Genomic DNA, 17,049 nt, shown 5'->3' on the forward strand with positions numbered 1-17,049 from the left:
CGATAGCTTAAGCGACATCGAAGCGGCGCAACCCGCTCTCGGTCAGTATTTCCGGAATGATGACGTCATGGTTCTCTTCCGGCACCCGCTCGACTTCCTGGCAATCGAACGCGATGCCGATCAGCCTGGGCATGATGCCCTTTTCGGCCAGCCTGGCGATGGCGCGGTCGTAATAGCCGGCGCCGTAGCCGATGCGGTGGCCGCGGCCGTCGAAGGCGGCGAGCGGCACCAGCATGAGCGTCGGGTCGAGCACTTCCGCCTCTTCATGCGGCCCGACCGTGCCGAAGCCCATCTCGACCATCGGCGCGCCGCGCACCAGCTCGCGAAAGACGATCGTGGTCTTGTCCAGGATCGCCGGCAGGCAGAGCCTGGCGCCCTTCTCGCGCAGCGCGAACATCAGCGGCCGCACATCGACCTCCGAGCGCATCGGCCAGAAGCCGGAGACGATGCGGCCGGGCTCGAAGTCGATTTTCTCCTTTGCCGTCTCGGCCATTTCGAGCGCGATCTCGACGCGCCAGAATTCGTCCAGCGCATCGCGGCGCGCCAGCGCTTCCTTGCGAAGCTGTTTCTTCAGGTCTTTCGGTGAGGTCATGCTCAGACGCTAGAAAGGGCCGGGATTCTATGGAGTCTTAGGAACGACGTTTTCTAGCGCATGTCTCCCGAAATCGGGAGAGTGACGATCCACACAACCGGTGGAGAGGTCGATCCCGGGTGCCTACAAAGTAGGTGGGCGCCGTGTGAGAAAACCCACGGGTCTTCCCAGGGACAGCTCCCTAAGGATCGATAAGGCCCCGGGGATAAGTTTCTCCTGCCGGGAAGCGCAGACCGCCGAAAGCAAATATAGGCCGGTGGGTGGCCGAGCGCCAGAGAAACGGATGGGCGTTTGAGCGTTATTTGCTTGGTCGGCTATCGCCAAGGCGGACCACTTTGGCTTCGAAGCTTGCGCGCATGCGCGTGGCTCCTTAGGGTCGCCGCAAATCGCCAGGAGAGAAGATGCGTTTCGAAGGCACCGCGGCTTACGTCGCCGACAAGGATCTGATGGTGGCGGTCAATGCGGCAATCGCGCTGGAACGGCCCTTGCTGGTCAAGGGCGAGCCCGGCACCGGCAAGACCGAGCTCGCCCGCCAGGTGGCGTCGGCGCTCGGACTCGAGTTCATCGAATGGAACGTCAAGTCGACCACCAAGGCCCAGCAGGGCCTTTACGAATATGACGCCGTGTCGCGGCTGCGCGACAGCCAGCTCGGCGACGAACGTTTCAACGACATCGCCAACTACATCAAGCGCGGCAAGCTGTGGGACGCCTTCGCGGCGCGAAAGAAAGTCGTGCTTTTGATCGACGAGATCGACAAGGCCGACATCGAATTCCCCAACGACCTCCTGCAGGAGCTCGACCGGATGGAGTTCTTCGTCTACGAGACCGGCGAGACGATCCGCGCCGAGTTCAGGCCGATCGTCATCATCACGTCGAACAATGAGAAGGAACTGCCCGACGCCTTCCTGCGCCGCTGCTTTTTCCACTATATCCGCTTCCCCGACGTCGACACGCTGCACCGCATCGTCGAGGTGCATTACCCCGGCATCAAGCAGAACCTGGTGCGGGCGGCCCTCACCCAGTTCTACGAGATCCGCGAGGTGCCGGGCCTGAAGAAGAAGCCCTCGACCTCCGAAGCGCTCGATTGGATCCGCCTGCTGGTCGCCGACGACATCGCACCAGAGGATTTGCGCGCCGAGCCGAAGAGCATGTTGCCGAAACTGCACGGCGCGTTGCTCAAGAACGAGCAGGACGTGCATTTGTTCGAGCGGCTGGCCTTCATGGCCAGACGGCAGCAATAACGCATGTCGCCCAGAAGTGTGGAGCGGTTCTGGGACAACGACATGCGTAAAAACAAGGAGCTGAAGCGCGTCGCGCTTTAGCCGCCAGCAATAGCGCTTTCCCCTTCTGTGGACCGTTGCCGGCAAGCGGCCGCAGCGGCAGCTTCGAGTCAAATTCAAATATCGGAGGAAAAATGTCCGAGATCACCATCCGCCCGCTCGCACAGTCCGATCACGCCGACTGGCGCCGGTTGTGGACGGCCTATCTCACCTTCTATGAAACCAAGCTGCCGGAAGAGGTCTACGCCATCACCTGGAAGCGGCTGTTCACCGACGGTGAGTTCGAGCCGAAAGGTTTCATCGCCACGCTCGACGGCAAGGCCGTTGGGTTGACCCATTACCTCTACCACCGCTCCGGCTGGTCGGAGAAAAACAACTGCTATCTGCAGGACCTGTTCGCCGACCCGGAGGTGCGCGGCAAAGGCGTGGGCGCCGCGCTGATCAAAGCGGTGCAGGACGAGGCCGGCAAGATCGGCGTGAAGAACGTCTACTGGATGACGCACGAGACCAACGCCACCGCGCGCCGGCTCTATGATCATGTCGCGCGCCGCACGGGTTTTATTGAATACGATCTGCTGTAATCATGGTCAGTGGTTGAAATGATAGAAATTGCGCAATATATTGCGCATATAATAGGGAGCGCGATGCCGCTGATAGAGACCAATACGCGCAAGATTGTTGCGAGACTTCTGCACGAAGGTTGGTTGAATGTCGGTGGCGGCAAGCATGAAAAGTGTGAGCATCCGGAAAGGCCGGACGCTATGATCATCGTGCCCCGTCATCGCGAACAGTCTCCGGGTGTGGCGCGTTCGATCGCTCGACTTGCCGGATGGATTTGAGGACGATCCACATGACGCACTATGTCGGAGTACTCGACGGAGCCGACGATGTCTGGGGCGTGCGGGTGCCCGATCTTCCCGGTTGCCACGGCGGCGGGGCAAATCCCGAGGAAGCAATCGCCGACGCGACGTCGGCCATGCGTGAATGGGCTGAGGCCCGGATAGCAAAGCAGCTGCCGATGCCTGCCCCTCGCACGATGACGCAATTGCTGCGGTCAGGCGAGATCGATAGCACCGCCGGCGAATCCGCGGTGATGATCCCCGTGCTGATCGATTCAGGAAGACCTGTCCGAGCCAATCTGTCCCTCGATGCTGGTCTGTTGGCAGCAATAGACGAAGAAGCCGGCCGGCGCGGCCTTACCCGCTCCGCGTTCATTGCAAGCGCGGCACGCGAGAAGATCGAGGGGCACAGATAGCAGCCCAACCATGTTCATCCCCTTCTTCCTCGAACTGAAGGCAGCGCGGGTTCCCGTTTCGCTCAGGGAATATCTGTCGCTGCTGGAAGGGCTGGAAGCCGGGCTGGTCGATTATGACGTCGAGGCTTTTTATTACCTCGCCCGCGCGGCCCTGGTGAAGGACGAGCGCCATATCGACCGTTTCGACCAGGTCTTCGCGCATGTCTTCAAGGGCGTCGAGGCGCTTGGCGGATCCGACGCCGTCGATGTCGCCAACATCCCCGAGGAATGGCTGCGCCGGCTGGCCGAAAAGCACCTGACCGAGGAGGAGAAAAAACTGGTCGAGGCTTTGGGCGGCTTCGATAAGTTGATGGAAACCTTGAAGCAGCGGCTCGAGGAGCAAAAAGGCCGGCACCAGGGCGGCTCGAAATGGATCGGCACCGGCGGCACCTCGCCCTTCGGCGCCTATGGCTACAATCCGGAAGGGGTGCGCATCGGCCAGCATGAAAGCCGGCATCGCCGCGCGGTGAAAGTCTGGGACAAGCGTGAATTCCAGAATTTCGACGACACCGTCGAGCTCGGCACCCGCAACATCAAGGTGGCGCTGAAGCGGCTGCGCCGCTGGGTGCGCGAGGGCGCCGAGGAGGAGTTCGACCTGCCCGGCACCATCCATGCCACCGCCGAGCACGGTTATCTCGACGTCAAGACACGGCCCGAGCGGCGCAATGCCGTGAAGCTTTTGATGTTTTTCGACGTCGGCGGCTCGATGGACGACCACATCCGCGGTGTCGAGGAGCTGTTCTCGGCCGCCCGTGCCGAGTTCCGCCAGCTCGAATATTTCTACTTCCACAACTGCCTCTACGAGCGCGTCTGGAAGGACAACCGGCGGCGGCTGGCCGAGACGATCCCGACCTTCGACCTGATCCACAAATACGGGCCGGACTATAAGGTGATCGTCGTCGGCGACGCCTCGATGAGCCCCTACGAGATCGCCCATCCGGGCGGCTCGGTCGAGCACTGGAACCCGGAGGCCGGCAGCGTGTGGCTGGTGCGCTTGTTGCAGCAATGGCCGAACGCGATCTGGCTGAACCCGGAAGCCGAGAAGAACTGGCGCTACACGCACTCGATCGCCATGATCAGCGAGATCTTCGGCGGCCGCATGTTCCCGCTGACACTGGCCGGGCTGGAAGCCGCGACCAGGCAGTTGTCGCGCAAGCATTAGTTCCCCGGCACAGGGATGTTGACCGGTCGGCTCCGTTCGCATTGGCAGGCGGCATGCTTTGGAGATTGGCCGAAACGCCCATCGCGATCGTCATTCCAGGGCGGAGCAAGGAGCGAAGCGACGCGCGCAGACCCTGGAATCCATGCCGTTACCTTCGCCGAGGCCTGCAACGGAGCAGAATTCTGCACCGTGGCGGCGCTTCCAAGTCACGGAATGGATTCTATGGTCTGCGCCGCGTCGCTTCGCTCCTTGCTCCGCCATAGAATGACGAAGTTGGGGCGGCCTCGACCAATCCCCGGCGCTTGCGCCGATTTCACGGGCCTGAGCAGAAAGTCTTGCGCCAAGACAAACGGCAATCTTTCAAAATCCGTGTATCAGGGATTAGCCCGCTTTCGCTGGCGGCACGTGTAACAAACGCCTATGTTCCGACGAATACCCGTTGCAAGCAACAACGAGCCGCCAAGGCGAGGAGATTTCATGGACGCCCACGCCTGTCCCGTCACCCGCACCGATGCCGAGTGGCGCGCCCGGCTGACGCCGGAGCAGTATGCCGTCATGCGCAATCACGGCACCGAGCGCCCCGGCAGCTGCGCCCTGCTCTATGAGAAGCGCGCCGGCACTTTCTATTGCGTCGGCTGCGACCAGCCGCTGTTCGAATCCAAGCTGAAGTTCGAGAGCGGCACCGGCTGGCCGAGCTTCAACGATCCGGTCCCGGGCTCGATCGAGACCACTGTCGACCGCAGCTACGGCATGGTCCGCACAGAATGCCACTGCTCGCGCTGCGGCAGCCATCTCGGCCATGTCTTCGAGGACGGCCCGCCGCCGACCGGCCTGCGCTATTGCATCAACGGCGTGGCGCTGCGCTTCGAACCGGCGACCTGATATCCCGGAAACAACTCCCAAAGGGCGGCTTCGGCCGCCCTTTTTCGTCTGGAGCGATTCCAGGTAAAGTGCGACGCGGTTAGGTTCGGCGCCTTCGCCGTAGCCTTCCGCCCGGAATTGCTCCGGGAAAGATCATCATGCCACGACCGTCGCGATCAGCCAGAGCGCCGAACCCAGCATCATCAGCTGCGCCTTGAACCCGCCGCTCTTCTCCGCCGTGCGCCAGACGGCGATGGTCAGGAAGATGTTGTAGGGAACAGGCAGTAAATGCACCGCCAGCACCAGCCAGAGCGGCAGCTTCAATCCAAGCAGGATCAGCGCAAGCGCCGACGAGGCGATGCTCAGGATCGTCGCGACGAGCAGCATGTCGCGCCAGAACAGCCGGTCGAGCGGCGCTTCACCCCTCCAGCGCGTGCGGAAAAAATCCGTCATCCCGGCGGCCTATCTCCGCCCCAGGACGTCGGTCACGGCTTCTTCGAAGCGCGAGCACTCTGTCACCAGCCAGTCGGTCATGGCCGGCCAGTTGTCCTCGGCATAGCAGTTCACATGCCATAGCGAGTTGATGCCGAGACCTTGCGAGCTCTGCTCGGGCTTGAGCTTCAGCTTCGCCTCGATCGCCGGCTGGAACGGCTTCAGCCGCGACCATGAGTCCGTTGCCCCGAACTTCTCATTGCGCCCGAAGAAGACGCCGACATGGTTTTGCGCCGGCGCGACATACATCGAAAGCACCAGGGCGAAATCCGGCAGCCCGCGCTGCCAGAACCAGGGCCCGCGCCTTGCAAGCGTGGCTCTTTCCTGCGGATGCCGCTCGGCGAACAGGGCCCAGAAGCCGCGATGGCGGAACTCCGAGGCGCGGCGGCCGCCGAAGTCGAATTCGGTCATGACCGGCTGCCGGCCATGAGGGCTTACACCATGCCGAGAGCGGCCTTGTAGAGGTCGAGGATCGACTCCTCTTCCTGCCGCTCCGCCTGGTCCTTCTTGCGCAGCCGCACGATGGTGCGGATCGCCTTGGTGTCGAAGCCGGTGCCCTTGGCCTCGGCATAGACATCCTTGATGTCGTCGGAGATCGTCTTCTTCTCTTCCTCGAGTCGCTCGATGCGCTCGATGATGGTGCGCAGCTGGCCGGCGGCTACAGTCTGGCTGGTCTCGGTGATTTCGTCGGCCATTTTCTCTCCGCGTCTTCTGAAGCCAGGGCGATTCCCGCCACGGCGAATTGGAGCGGGTTCCCTGCCCGACCGGGCGCGGCGGGTCAAGACACTTGTCGAGCGGCTGTGGACGGCTGCTGTCAGCCGCCCGCCAGGCATGACGATCCGACCGTCATTTAAAGGCTATGAGCAGATCCTTCGCGTCGATCTGGTCGCCGGCCTTGACCAGCACTTCGGCGATCTCGCCGTCGCGTTCGGCGTGCAGCGCGGTTTCCATCTTCATCGCCTCGATCGACAAGAGCACGTCGCCCGCCTTGACCGCCTGTCCAGGCGCCACGGCAAGCGCCGAGACCACGCCCGGCATCGGCGCGCCGACATGCCCCTCATTGCCGGGCTCGGCCTTGCGGCGCGCCTTGGCGGCGGAAGCGCCATGCGCGCGGTCAGGCACCTTGACGCGGCGCGGCTGGCCGTTGAGCTCGAAGAAGACCGTGACCATGCCCTTGTCGTCGACATCGCCGAACGCCTGGCAGCGGACCACCAGCGTCTTGCCCTTCTCGATGTCGAGGAAGATCTCGTCTTCCGACTTCATGCCGTAGAAATAGGTCGGTGTCGGCAGGACGCTCACCGGCCCGTAGGTCTCCTGCGCGGCAGCGAAATCGGTGAACACCTTCGGATACATCAGCCAGGAAGCGAACTCATACTCCGAGAGCTTGCGCTCGAGCTTCGTCTCGATGTCCTTGCGGCTGGCCTTGAGGTCGGCGGGCTTCAGCAGCGAGCCGGGCCTGACCGTGATCGGCTTGTCGCCCTTCAACGCCTTCTTCTGCAGCGCCGCTGGCCAGCCGCCGGGCGACTGGCCAAGATCGCCGCGCAGCATCGACACGACCGAATCCGGGAAGGCGATGTCCTTGGCCGGGTTCTCGACATCGGCGACGGTGAGATCCTGGCTGACCATCATCAGCGCCATGTCGCCGACCACCTTGGATGACGGCGTCACCTTGACGATGTCGCCGAACATCAGGTTGACGTCGTGATAGGCCTGCGCCACCTCATGCCAGCGTGTCTCCAGCCCGAGCGAGCGCGCCTGTTCCTTGAGGTTGGTGAACTGGCCGCCCGGCATCTCGTGCAGATAGACTTCCGAGGCGGGCCCCTTGAGGTCGCTCTCGAAAGCCGCGTACTGGTTGCGCACCGCCTCCCAGTAGAAGGAGATGTGGCGGATCCATTGCGGGTCGAGACCGGGATCGCGTTCGGTCCCCTTCAGCGCCTCGACGATCGAGCCGAGGCAGGGCTGCGAGGTGTTGCCGGAGAAGGAATCCATCGCCGCGTCGATGGCGTCGGCGCCGCTCTCCACCGCCGCCAGCACCGTCGCCGCCGAAAGGCCCGACGTGTCATGCGTGTGGAAATGGATCGGTAGGTCGGTCGCCTCGCGCAGCGCCTTGAACAGAACGCGCGCCGCGGCCGGCTTGAGCAACCCGGCCATGTCCTTGACGGCAATGATGTGGGCGCCGGCCGCTTCCAGCTCCTTGGCCAGCCCGACATAATATTTGAGGTCGTATTTCGCCCGCGCCGGATCGAGGATGTCCCCGGTGTAGCATATCGCCGCTTCGACCAGCTTGCCCTCGGCGCCGACCGCGTCCATGGCGACGCGCATGTTCTCGACCCAGTTCAGGCAGTCGAAGACGCGGAACAGGTCGACGCCGCCGCTTGCCGCCTGTTTGACGAAATGCTGCACGACATTGTCGGGATAGTTGGTGTAGCCGACGCCGTTGGCGCCGCGCAAAAGCATCTGCAGCAGCAGATTGGGCGCCGCCTCGCGCACTTTGCCCAGCCGCTCCCAAGGGTCCTCGGTGAGGAAGCGCATGGCGACGTCGAACGTCGCGCCGCCCCAGCATTCCAGCGACAAGAGTTGCGGCAGGGCGCGCGCATAGGTGCCGGCGATGCCGACAATGTCATAGGTGCGCATGCGCGTGGCGAGCAGCGACTGGTGGCCGTCGCGCATCGTCGTGTCGGTGACCAGCACCTGGCGCTGCGCCCGCATCCAGGCGGCGAATTTCTCCGGGCCGAGCGCATCGAGCCTCTGCTTGCTGCCGTCTGGGATATGGCCGTTGAGATAGGGCACCACGGGTGCGGCCGCATTCGCCTTCGGCGCCGGCCGGCCGCGCGTCTCGGGGTGGCCGTTGACGCTGACATCGGCCAGATAGGTGAGCAGCTTGGTGGCGCGGTCCTGCCGCTTCACCTGCTCGAACAGTTCCGGCGTCGTGTCGATGAACTTGGTCGTGTAGGAATTGTCGGCGAAGCGCGGGTGGTTGATGATCGCTTCGAGGAAGGTGAGGTTGGTGGCCACACCCCGGATGCGGAACTCGCGCAGCGCCCGGTTCATGCGCGAAATCGCCTCGCCGGGCGTCGGCGCCCAGGCCGTCACCTTTTCGAGCAGCGGATCGTAGAACCGGGTGATGACCGCGCCCGAATAGGCGGTGCCGCCGTCGAGCCGGATGCCGAAGCCGGCCGCCTCGCGATAGGCGGTGATGCGGCCGTAGTCCGGGATGAAATTGTGCTCCGGATCCTCGGTGGTGATGCGGCACTGCAGCGCGTGGCCGTTGAGCCTGATGTCCTTCTGCGCCGGCACGCCTGATTGCTTGGTGCCGATGGCGAAGCCGTCGAGGATATGGATCTGCGCCTTGACGATGTCGATGCCGGTCACCTGCTCGGTGACGGTGTGCTCGACCTGGATGCGCGGATTGACTTCGATGAAGTAGAACTTGCCGGTGTCGGCGTCCTGCAGGAACTCGACCGTGCCGGCGCCGATATAGCTCGTTTCGCGCGCGATCTTGAGCGCATAGCCGCAAAGCTCCTGGCGCAGCTCTTCGCTCAAGTAAGGCGCCGGCGCGCGCTCAACGACCTTCTGGTTGCGGCGCTGGATCGAACAGTCGCGCTCGAACAGATGCACCGCATTGCCGTGGGTGTCGCCCAGCACCTGGACCTCGACATGGCGGGCGCGCTCGATCAGCTTTTCGAGATAGACCTCGTCCTTGCCGAAGGCGGCCTTGGCCTCGCGCTTGCCTTCCATCACCTCGCGCGCGAGGTCTGCCTCGGCACGGATGGCGCGCATGCCGCGGCCGCCGCCGCCCCATGAGGCCTTCAGCATCACCGGATAGCCGATCTGAGCGGCGAGCTTCTTGACCTCGTCCATGTCGTCGGGCAGCGGATCGGTTGCCGGCACGACCGGCACGCCGACCTCGATCGCCAGGTTGCGCGCGGCGACCTTGTTGCCCAGCCGGCGCATCGTTTCCGGCTTCGGGCCGATGAAGGTGATGCCGGCTTCGGCGCAGGCCTCGGCGAATTCCGGGCTTTCCGACAGCAGGCCGTAACCGGGATGGATGGCATCGGCGCCCGACAGCCTGGCGACCCGGATCACCTCCTCGATCGACAGGTAGCTCTCGATCGGCCCCATGTCCTTGGCGAGATGCGGCCCGCGTCCGACTTGGTAGCTTTCATCGGCCTTGAAGCGATGCAGCGAATATTTGTCCTCCTCCGCCCAGATCGCCACGGTTTTGAGACCGAGCTCATTGGCCGCGCGGAACACGCGGATGGCGATTTCGGACCGGTTGGCGACGAGGATCTTCGTGATGGCCAAGGACTGGGCTCCAGCAGCGTAAAGGAGGTGAACGGCGCAATGATTAACGTGAAAATGCTGCAGCGCAAACAAATTTGCGCGACACCTAAAACGGTTTAACTCGCTTGTTTGCGGCAGGCGCGCCGTTGTTGCTCCTCCGCCGGTCTGTCGCGGGCGGCGAGGGCGCGTTCCGAGCCCGCCGGGCGAGGCTTCCGGCCGGCTGCGGCCGCACAAAAAAATGCCCGGCGCAAGCGCCGGGCATTCGTTGCAAGTCGGCTTCTATTTGCCGACTTATTTCTCGAAGTAGCTATACTTGCCGTCGTCACCCTTCTTCCATTCGTAGATGACGTAGTCGGGACGGGTGATATCGCCCTTGGCGTCATAGCCGATCTCACCAATAACCGTCTTCCACGGACCGCCGGACTTGATCACTTCGGCAACCTTCTGCGCATCGTCGGCCGAACCGACCTTGGCGATGGCCTGGGCAATGATCTGCACGGCGGCATAGGAGTAGAGCGTGTAGGCTTCCGGCTCGAAGCCGGCGGCGCGGAACTTCTCCACCACTTCCTTGGCGTCCGGGTTCTTGCGCGGATCCGGAGCGAAGGTGTTGAGCGTGCCAGCAACCGCGTCACCCGCGATCGAGGCCAGTTCATTGGAGACGATGCCATCGCCCGAGAACATCGGCGCCTTCAGGCCCTGGTCGGCTGTCTGGCGGATGATCAGGCCGGCTTCGGTGTGCAGGCCACCCCAGTAGATCAGGTTGACATTGTTTTCCTTCATCTTGGCGATGAGGGCCGAGAAGTCCTTGTCGCCGACATTGATGCCTTCATACATCACTTCCTTGATGCCGTTGGCGTTGAGGTTCTTCTTGGTCTCGTCGGCAAGGCCCTGGCCGTATGGCGTCTTGTCATGGACGATGGCGATCTTGGCGTCCTTGAAGTTCTTGGCGATGTAGTCGCCGGCCACCTTGCCCTGCTGGTCGTCGCGACCGCAGGTGCGGAAGGTGTTCCACAGGCCGCGCTCGGTAAGCTTAGGATTGGTTGCCGACGGCGTCATGACGAGGATGCCGTTTTCGGCATAGACTTCCGATGCCGGAATGGTCACGCCCGAGTTGAAGTGGCCGTCGACGAACTTGACGCCGTCGGCGACGAACTTGTTGGCGACCGAGATGCCTTGCTTGGGATCGGAGACGTCGTCACCGATCTCGATCTTGAGCTGCTGGCCATTGACGCCGCCCGCCGCGTTGATGTCGGCGACAGCCTGTTCCGCGCCCTTCTGCAGCTGTGCGCCGAAGGCCGCGTTCGGGCCGGTGATCGGACCGGCGACGCCGATCAGGATATCGGCCCACGCGCTGCCGCTGAACGCGATGAACGCGGTCAGCGCAACGGCGGACAAGAGTGATTTTTTCATTGAAACGCTCCCATTTACGGAGTGGGCGTGGATGATGCTTTCATGCGATGCCCACCCTTATCGCAGAAAGCATAGAATGCCGATTTTCAGGCACTTGTCACGCCAATTCATCCCCGAAAAGGCGTTAATCATAAACGTCAAACCTTCGGCTTCCAGCTTAATAAGGAAGCTCTTTCATAGAGCCAGTTATACTGCGTCACCATCTGGTTGGTGCGCGTGTATTGATAGCCGAGGAAGCCCAGTACCATCAGCACGATGGTGTCGACGATATAGTAATGCAGCGAGAACATCGTGCCGCCGAACAGCGCGTGATGGATGAACCGGATGCCGATACCGAGACCGAGCATGTAGAAGAACAGCTGAACGTGGCTGCTCCAGGTCTGCGCCGCCGCCTTGCCGGTCATCCATGCCGCCCAGCCGCCGAGCAGGCAGGTGACGAACAGGAACTGCCAGATCGAGGCTTCTTCGTAGAGAATACCTTGCATGATGAAGACCTCTCTTAGTGATGACCGCCTTCGAGATAGGCGGCGCGCACTTCCGGATTGGCGAGCAGTTCCTTGCCGGAGCCGCTCATGGTCACATTGCCGTTGACCATGACATAGCCGCGGTCGGCGAGCTTCAGGGCGCCGAAGGCATTCTGCTCGACCAGGAACACGGTCAGCCCCTGCGTCTTGTTGAGCTCGCGGATGGCGTCGAAGATCTGCTTGACGATCAACGGCGCGAGACCCAGCGACGGCTCGTCGAGCAGCAGGAGCTTCGGCCGCGCCATCAGCGCGCGACCGATCGACAGCATCTGCTGCTCGCCGCCTGAAAGCGTGCCGCCGCGCTGGCCGATGCGCTCCTTCAGGCGCGGGAACAGCGTGAACACCTTCTCGACGTCCTCGTCGTAATGCTTGAGATTGTCGAGGCTGGCGCCCATCTGCAGATTTTCCATCACCGTCATGCGCGGGAAGATGCGTCTGCCTTCCGGGGATTGCGCGATGCGCAGCCGCGCGATTTCATGCGTCGGCATCTTGGTGATGTCGGTGCCGGCGAAGGTGATGGTGCCGGCGCGGGCGCGCGGGGCCCCGAAGATGGTCATCATCAGCGTCGACTTGCCGGCGCCGTTGGCGCCGATCAGCGCCACGATCTCACCCTGGTTGACGCTGACATCGACGCCGTTCAGCGCCCGGATGTTGCCGTAGTAGGTCTCGATCCCCTTGATGTCGAGCAGCGTTGTGCCGGCCATCATTTGCGCCCTCCAGGCTTGCCCGCTGTGGGCTTGGCCGCGGTTTCCTTGCCCTTCGAAGCGCTGCCGGCTTTCGCGGCTGAAGCCTTGGCGGCCGGCTTTTTAGGCGCTGTTTTCGCTGCGCCGGATTTCGCGGCCGGCTTGGCTGCCGATTGGGGCTTGCTGGCGATCGAAGCGGCGCGGGCGTCGACTTGCGCCGCTTTCGACGCGCCCTTGGACACGGTGACCCGCTCGCCCTCGTCCGCGTGCTCGACACTGTCGGAAACCGGTCCCGCCATCATCGAAGCGGAGTTGCCCGGGCCGTGCGCGGAGTCGGGGCCCGTATCGAGCTGCTCGATGACATCCTCGTCGCCGACTTCGGTCAGCACCGTCTCGACCTCTTCGTCGTCGACGCCGAGATAGGCGGCGATGACGCGCGGATCGGTACGGACCGATTGCGGATTGCCGTCGGAAATCTTGCGGCCGTATTCGAGCACCACGACGTGATCGGAAATCTGCATGACCACCGACATGTCGTGCTCGATGAGCAGGATAGACGTGCCGGTGTTGTTCTTGATGTCCATCAGCAGATCGTTCAGTGCCGCCGATTCCTTCGGGTTGAGGCCGGCGGCCGGCTCGTCCAGGCACAAAAGCTCCGGCCCGGTGCACATGGCACGCGCGATCTCCAGGCGCCGCTGCGCGCCATAGGGCAGATCGCCGGCCGGATCGTCGGCGCGATCGACGAGGTCGGCCTTTTCCAGCCAGTGCCTGGCAAGGTCGATCGACTCGGCGGACGCCTGTCGATAGCTCGGGAAGCCGAACAGGCCAAGGAAAGTGTAGCCCGAAGCCTTCATCAGCTTGTTGTGCTGCGCCACCAGAAGGTTTTCCAAGAGCGTCATGCCGGAGAACAGGCGGATGTTCTGGAAAGTGCGCGCCACCTTGGCGCGCGCCGGGATCTCGTGGTTGGGCAGGCGCTCAAGCAGGTAGGTCGAGCCGTCGCGCCGGTTCAGCGTCAGCATGCCTTCCGACGGCTTGTAGAAACCGGTGATGCAGTTGAACACCGTCGTCTTGCCGGCGCCGTTCGGCCCGATCAGCGCGGTGATCTCGCCGCGCCTGGCCTGGAAGGACAGGTCGCCGATGGCGACCAGGCCTCCGAACTTCATCGACAAATGCTCGACCTGCAGGATGAAGTCGTTTGCGGAAGCTTGCGCGTTCATCAGCCGTGCCCCTCCTTGGTGAAGGACGCTGAGACCGCTCTTCGTTCTTTCAGGAAGGCCGTGGGTTCGCGACTGCCGACGAAGCCGCGCGGCTTCCACAGCATGACGATGACCATGGCCATGCCGAACAGCAGCATGCGGTAGAGTTCCGGTGTGAAGTCGGGTCCGAACACGGCCTTGAGGAAGTCGAGTTCGCGCAGGATCTCGGTGCCGCCGATCATCACCAGCGCCGCCACGGCAATGCCGCCCAGCGAACCCATGCCGCCGAGAACGACGATGGCAAGGATGATCGCCGATTCGAGGAAGACGAAGGATTCAGGGCTGACGAAGCCTTGGCGGGCTGCGAAGAACGAGCCGGCAAAGCCGCCGAACATGGCGCCCGTGGCGAACGCCGTCAGCTTGGTGGTGGTGGTGTTGATGCCGAGAGAGCGACAGGCGATCTCGTCCTCGCGCAACGCTTCCCAGGCGCGTCCCACCGGCAGGCGACGAAGCCTTATGGTGACGAAGGCGGTGAGCAGGCAGAGCGCCAGGGCGAGATAGTAGAGGAAGATCTTGTAGTAGGCCCCTGATTGGGCAATGTGCAGAACCTTGGCGATGTAGTTCGGGTCGGAGACGTTGAAAGACATCAGGCCGAAGAACGACACTTTCGGAATGCCCGAGATGCCTGCCGAACCATTGGTGACTTCACGCCAGTTGATGAGCACCAGGCGGATGATCTCACCGAAGGCAAGGGTCACGATCGCCAGATAGTCGCCGCGCAATCTGAGCACCGGGAAGCCGAGCATGACGCCCCAGAAGGCCGCCATGCAGCCCGCGGCCGGCAAAAGGATCCAGAACGACAGGCCGAAATGCGTGCCAAGCAACGCGTAGGCATAGGCGCCGACGGCATAGAAGGCGACGTAGCCGAGATCGAGCAGGCCGGCCAACCCGATGACGATGTTGAGGCCCCAGGCCAGCATCACATAGATCAGGATTTGGATGCCGAAATTGTCGACCCATTTGAGCGACCCCTGGAAGCCGAACAGGAGCACCATCGCGATTGGATAGAGCAGTAGGACGACAAGGCCGATCCTGTTGAAGTTCCGCTTCAGGAAGCCGGGTTCGGCGACGACGGCGGCGGGCGCCTGCGCCCTTTCGGCTTTCGACCGCTCCATCGCCGGAACCGCATAGGCCACATAGACAAAGCGGCCGAGCGTGACGGCAATGACCACGATGGCGAGCAAGACCCAGCGCTGCACCAGGATCAGTTCGTTGCTGATGTTCTGGTCTGTCCTGAGACCGATGAACAGCACGAACAGGCCGAGCGAAATGGCGCCGGCATAGAACGCTTCGCGAAAAGCGCGCTGGATGGGAGTGGCGACGGCGTCGCGCTCCGAGGACACGGTAACGGCCATGAGGATCAGACCTTTTCGACTTCAGGCCGGCCGAGGATGCCGGAGGGCAGGAAGATGAGCACGATCGCCAGGATCGAAAATGCGGCCACGTCCTTGTAGTCGATGGAGAAATAGGCCGACCACATGCTCTCGATGAAGCCGATCAAGAGCCCGCCGAGCACCGCGCCCGGCAGCGAGCCGATGCCGCCGAGCACGGCCGCGGTGAAGGCCTTAACGCCCGGCACGAAGCCGTCGGAGAACACCACGACGCCGTAATACATCAGGAACAGCGTGCCCGCGACGGCGGCAAGGGCGGCGCCCATGATGAAGGTGATGGAGATGGTGCGGTCGACGTCGATGCCGAGCAGCGCCGCCATCTTGCGATCCTGCTCGCAGGCGCGCTGGGCGCGACCGAGCGCCGTCCTGTTGACCAGGTACCAGAAGACGGCGAGCAGCGCGATGGTGACGATCACGATGATGATCTGCTTCAGCGAGATGCTGATGCCGTCGATCGTGTAGACCTGGCTGACCAGCGGCGGGATCGGCTTGTTGCGCGGACCTTGCGTGACCTGCACGAAGTTGGAGAGCGCGATCGACATGCCGATGGCGGTGATCAGCGGCGCCAGCCGGAACGAACCGCGCAGCGGCCGGTAGGCCACCTTCTCGATCGTCCAGTTGTAGAGGCTGGTCAGAAGCATCGCCACGATCATCATGATCAGAAGCGCCACCACGACCGGCACTGAATAGAACAACGCGCCGAGGATCAGGAAGACGATGAGCGCGGTGAAGGCACCGACCATGAAAATGTCACCATGGGCGAAATTGATCATGCCGATGATGCCGTAGACCATCGTATAGCCGATCGCGATCAGCCCATAGATAGATCCCAGCGTCAGCCCATTGATAAGCTGCTGGACGAAGTACTGCATATTTACGCGGCTCCCCTGGAATGTCGCCCGTTTTCGGATCGCACTCCTTGTCGTATTTCCCCTAGTCGTAAAGTTTCGAGCCCGGATTGCAACGTGATTTTTCAATCGCTCTGCGTGGTTTGGAAGCACGCGGTCCGATTGCCCGTTTTTTCACACCCGACCCCTGGACTATCGCGGACCCTAGCATTGGCACAACGCAATGTCTTTGACGATTCAACCCTATGATGGGCCTCGTGTCGAAGAAACCAGCGTCAAAATATGTTGATGAGAAGAATCCTTGCGCCAACCGAAGCGCCCGGTTTCCCGTCACCGCACCTTCCGCTAGGTCAGGATTCCGTCATCTGTGACGGGCATGTGACGGTGCGGCGCCCTTCGGCCGAAGGCGCCGCGCCACAACAGAATGCTCGAAGCGACGTCTCAGTAAGCAGAGCCTCCCTCGCCATTGAGATTGTGCTTTTCAGTGCCTTTGAGCGGCGGATTGAAGACGCTCACCAGCACCATGTCGCCGGCGCTGTCGGCGCGCAGGAAATGGTCGTCATGGGCATCAAGCACATAGACCGTGCCCGGCTCGACGCGATGGACGGTGCCGGTCATGTCCTCGACCTCGCCGGTGCCGGAGATGCAGTAGCAGGCCTCCAGGTGCCGCCGATACTGCAGTCGCGATTCGCTGCCGGCGCGCACCACCGTGTGACATATGGTGAAGCCCATGCCGTCGTGGCTTGTCAGCAGCCGATGGCTGGTGCCGTTGCCCCAATCGACAAAGAAGTCAGTTTTTTCTACATCAGCCAATTGTCTGGTGAACATCGTCGTCTTTCCATGAAACCAGGTTTGAGAAGCGGCGGCGCGCCTCGAATTCGGCGGCAGGCATTCGACTTTTTGGTCTCGCCCGGTTAGATTTTGCGCCGTCAGTCCAGATCAATGACTCAGGTTGTATCGTGCTTCAAATGA

At 62.6% G+C, this 17,049-nt stretch carries 17 protein-coding genes, 1 other RNA gene and 1 pseudogene; 6 read left to right on the forward strand and 13 right to left on the reverse strand.

Translation table 11 applies throughout. From position 1 onward, the window contains the following. Positions 1-7: 7 nt before the first annotated feature. On the reverse strand, positions 8-592 hold the full coding sequence (locus EJ068_RS11510) for a 5-formyltetrahydrofolate cyclo-ligase (protein WP_127249626.1): 585 nt from the start codon (positions 590-592) through the stop codon (positions 8-10). An 82-nt stretch (positions 593-674) separates the two neighbouring features. Beyond that, positions 675-830, reverse strand: a non-coding RNA gene (gene ssrS, locus EJ068_RS11515) — 6S RNA. Between the two features lie 163 nt (positions 831-993). Between ssrS and EJ068_RS11520 the strand changes: the two genes are divergently transcribed. The 6 genes from EJ068_RS11520 (at position 994) to msrB (ending at position 5,210) form a co-directional block, all read left to right on the forward strand. After that, on the forward strand, positions 994-1,833 hold the full coding sequence (locus EJ068_RS11520) for a MoxR family ATPase (protein WP_127249627.1): 840 nt from the start codon (positions 994-996) through the stop codon (positions 1,831-1,833). Positions 1,834-2,006: 173 nt separating this feature from the next. Further along, complete coding sequence (locus tag EJ068_RS11525; RefSeq protein ID WP_127249628.1) at positions 2,007-2,453, forward strand: GNAT family N-acetyltransferase; 447 nt, start codon at positions 2,007-2,009, stop codon at positions 2,451-2,453. Between the two features lie 63 nt (positions 2,454-2,516). Further along, positions 2,517-2,711, forward strand: a complete 195-nt coding sequence (locus EJ068_RS33180; protein WP_127249629.1) for a type II toxin-antitoxin system HicA family toxin — start codon at positions 2,517-2,519, stop codon at positions 2,709-2,711. An 11-nt stretch (positions 2,712-2,722) separates the two neighbouring features. Next, positions 2,723-3,127 (forward strand): type II toxin-antitoxin system HicB family antitoxin, encoded by a 405-nt coding sequence (locus tag EJ068_RS11535; RefSeq protein WP_126080719.1) that lies wholly within the window; start codon positions 2,723-2,725, stop codon positions 3,125-3,127. A 10-nt stretch (positions 3,128-3,137) separates the two neighbouring features. Beyond that, positions 3,138-4,328, forward strand: a complete 1,191-nt coding sequence (locus tag EJ068_RS11540) for a VWA domain-containing protein (protein WP_127249630.1) — start codon at positions 3,138-3,140, stop codon at positions 4,326-4,328. A gap of 477 nt (positions 4,329-4,805) precedes the next feature. Beyond that, complete coding sequence (msrB, locus tag EJ068_RS11545) at positions 4,806-5,210, forward strand: peptide-methionine (R)-S-oxide reductase MsrB (RefSeq protein ID WP_127249631.1); 405 nt, start codon at positions 4,806-4,808, stop codon at positions 5,208-5,210. A gap of 135 nt (positions 5,211-5,345) precedes the next feature. On the opposite strand, the gene EJ068_RS11550 is transcribed toward msrB, so the two are convergent. The 11 genes and pseudogenes from EJ068_RS11550 to EJ068_RS11600 form a co-directional block, all read right to left on the reverse strand. Next, a complete protein-coding gene (locus EJ068_RS11550) occupies positions 5,346-5,642 on the reverse strand; it encodes a hypothetical protein (protein ID WP_127249632.1) in 297 nt (98 codons plus the stop codon). 9 nt (positions 5,643-5,651) lie between these two features. Continuing rightward, complete coding sequence (locus EJ068_RS11555) at positions 5,652-6,092, reverse strand: hypothetical protein (RefSeq protein WP_127249633.1); 441 nt, start codon at positions 6,090-6,092, stop codon at positions 5,652-5,654. A 23-nt stretch (positions 6,093-6,115) separates the two neighbouring features. Continuing rightward, positions 6,116-6,376 (reverse strand): DUF2312 domain-containing protein, encoded by a 261-nt coding sequence (locus tag EJ068_RS11560; protein ID WP_040991643.1) that lies wholly within the window; start codon positions 6,374-6,376, stop codon positions 6,116-6,118. Positions 6,377-6,527: 151 nt separating this feature from the next. Further along, entirely contained in the window at positions 6,528-9,986 is a 3,459-nt protein-coding gene (pyc, locus tag EJ068_RS11565; protein WP_127249634.1) for a pyruvate carboxylase, read from the reverse strand. A 270-nt stretch (positions 9,987-10,256) separates the two neighbouring features. After that, a complete protein-coding gene (locus EJ068_RS11570; protein WP_127249635.1) occupies positions 10,257-11,375 on the reverse strand; it encodes a branched-chain amino acid ABC transporter substrate-binding protein in 1,119 nt (372 codons plus the stop codon). Between the two features lie 137 nt (positions 11,376-11,512). Then, the gene (locus tag EJ068_RS11575; protein WP_126063959.1) at positions 11,513-11,860 is read right to left on the reverse strand and encodes a DUF6867 family protein; all 348 of its coding nucleotides are present in this window, start codon (positions 11,858-11,860) and stop codon (positions 11,513-11,515) included. 14 nt (positions 11,861-11,874) lie between these two features. Continuing rightward, positions 11,875-12,603: an ABC transporter ATP-binding protein gene (locus EJ068_RS11580; RefSeq protein WP_042645693.1), complete on the reverse strand. Its 729-nt coding sequence runs from the start codon at positions 12,601-12,603 to the stop codon at positions 11,875-11,877. A gap of 68 nt (positions 12,604-12,671) precedes the next feature. Further along, positions 12,672-13,799: pseudogene (locus tag EJ068_RS11585) on the reverse strand (ABC transporter ATP-binding protein); the annotation flags it as partial. Continuing rightward, positions 13,799-15,193, reverse strand: coding sequence for a high-affinity branched-chain amino acid ABC transporter permease LivM (livM, locus tag EJ068_RS11590; RefSeq protein WP_127249636.1), 1,395 nt, complete (start codon positions 15,191-15,193; stop codon positions 13,799-13,801). The pseudogene EJ068_RS11585 and the gene livM, both read right to left, overlap by 1 nt. A 5-nt stretch (positions 15,194-15,198) precedes the next feature. Continuing rightward, entirely contained in the window at positions 15,199-16,101 is a 903-nt protein-coding gene (locus tag EJ068_RS11595) for a branched-chain amino acid ABC transporter permease (RefSeq protein ID WP_042645691.1), read from the reverse strand. 417 nt (positions 16,102-16,518) lie between these two features. Beyond that, positions 16,519-16,905: an ectoine synthase gene (locus EJ068_RS11600; protein ID WP_127249637.1), complete on the reverse strand. Its 387-nt coding sequence runs from the start codon at positions 16,903-16,905 to the stop codon at positions 16,519-16,521. Positions 16,906-17,049: the final 144 nt, after the last annotated feature.

The sequence above is a fragment of the Mesorhizobium sp. M2A.F.Ca.ET.043.02.1.1 genome (genome assembly GCF_003952405.1).
Taxonomy (GTDB): Bacteria; Pseudomonadota; Alphaproteobacteria; order Rhizobiales; family Rhizobiaceae; genus Mesorhizobium.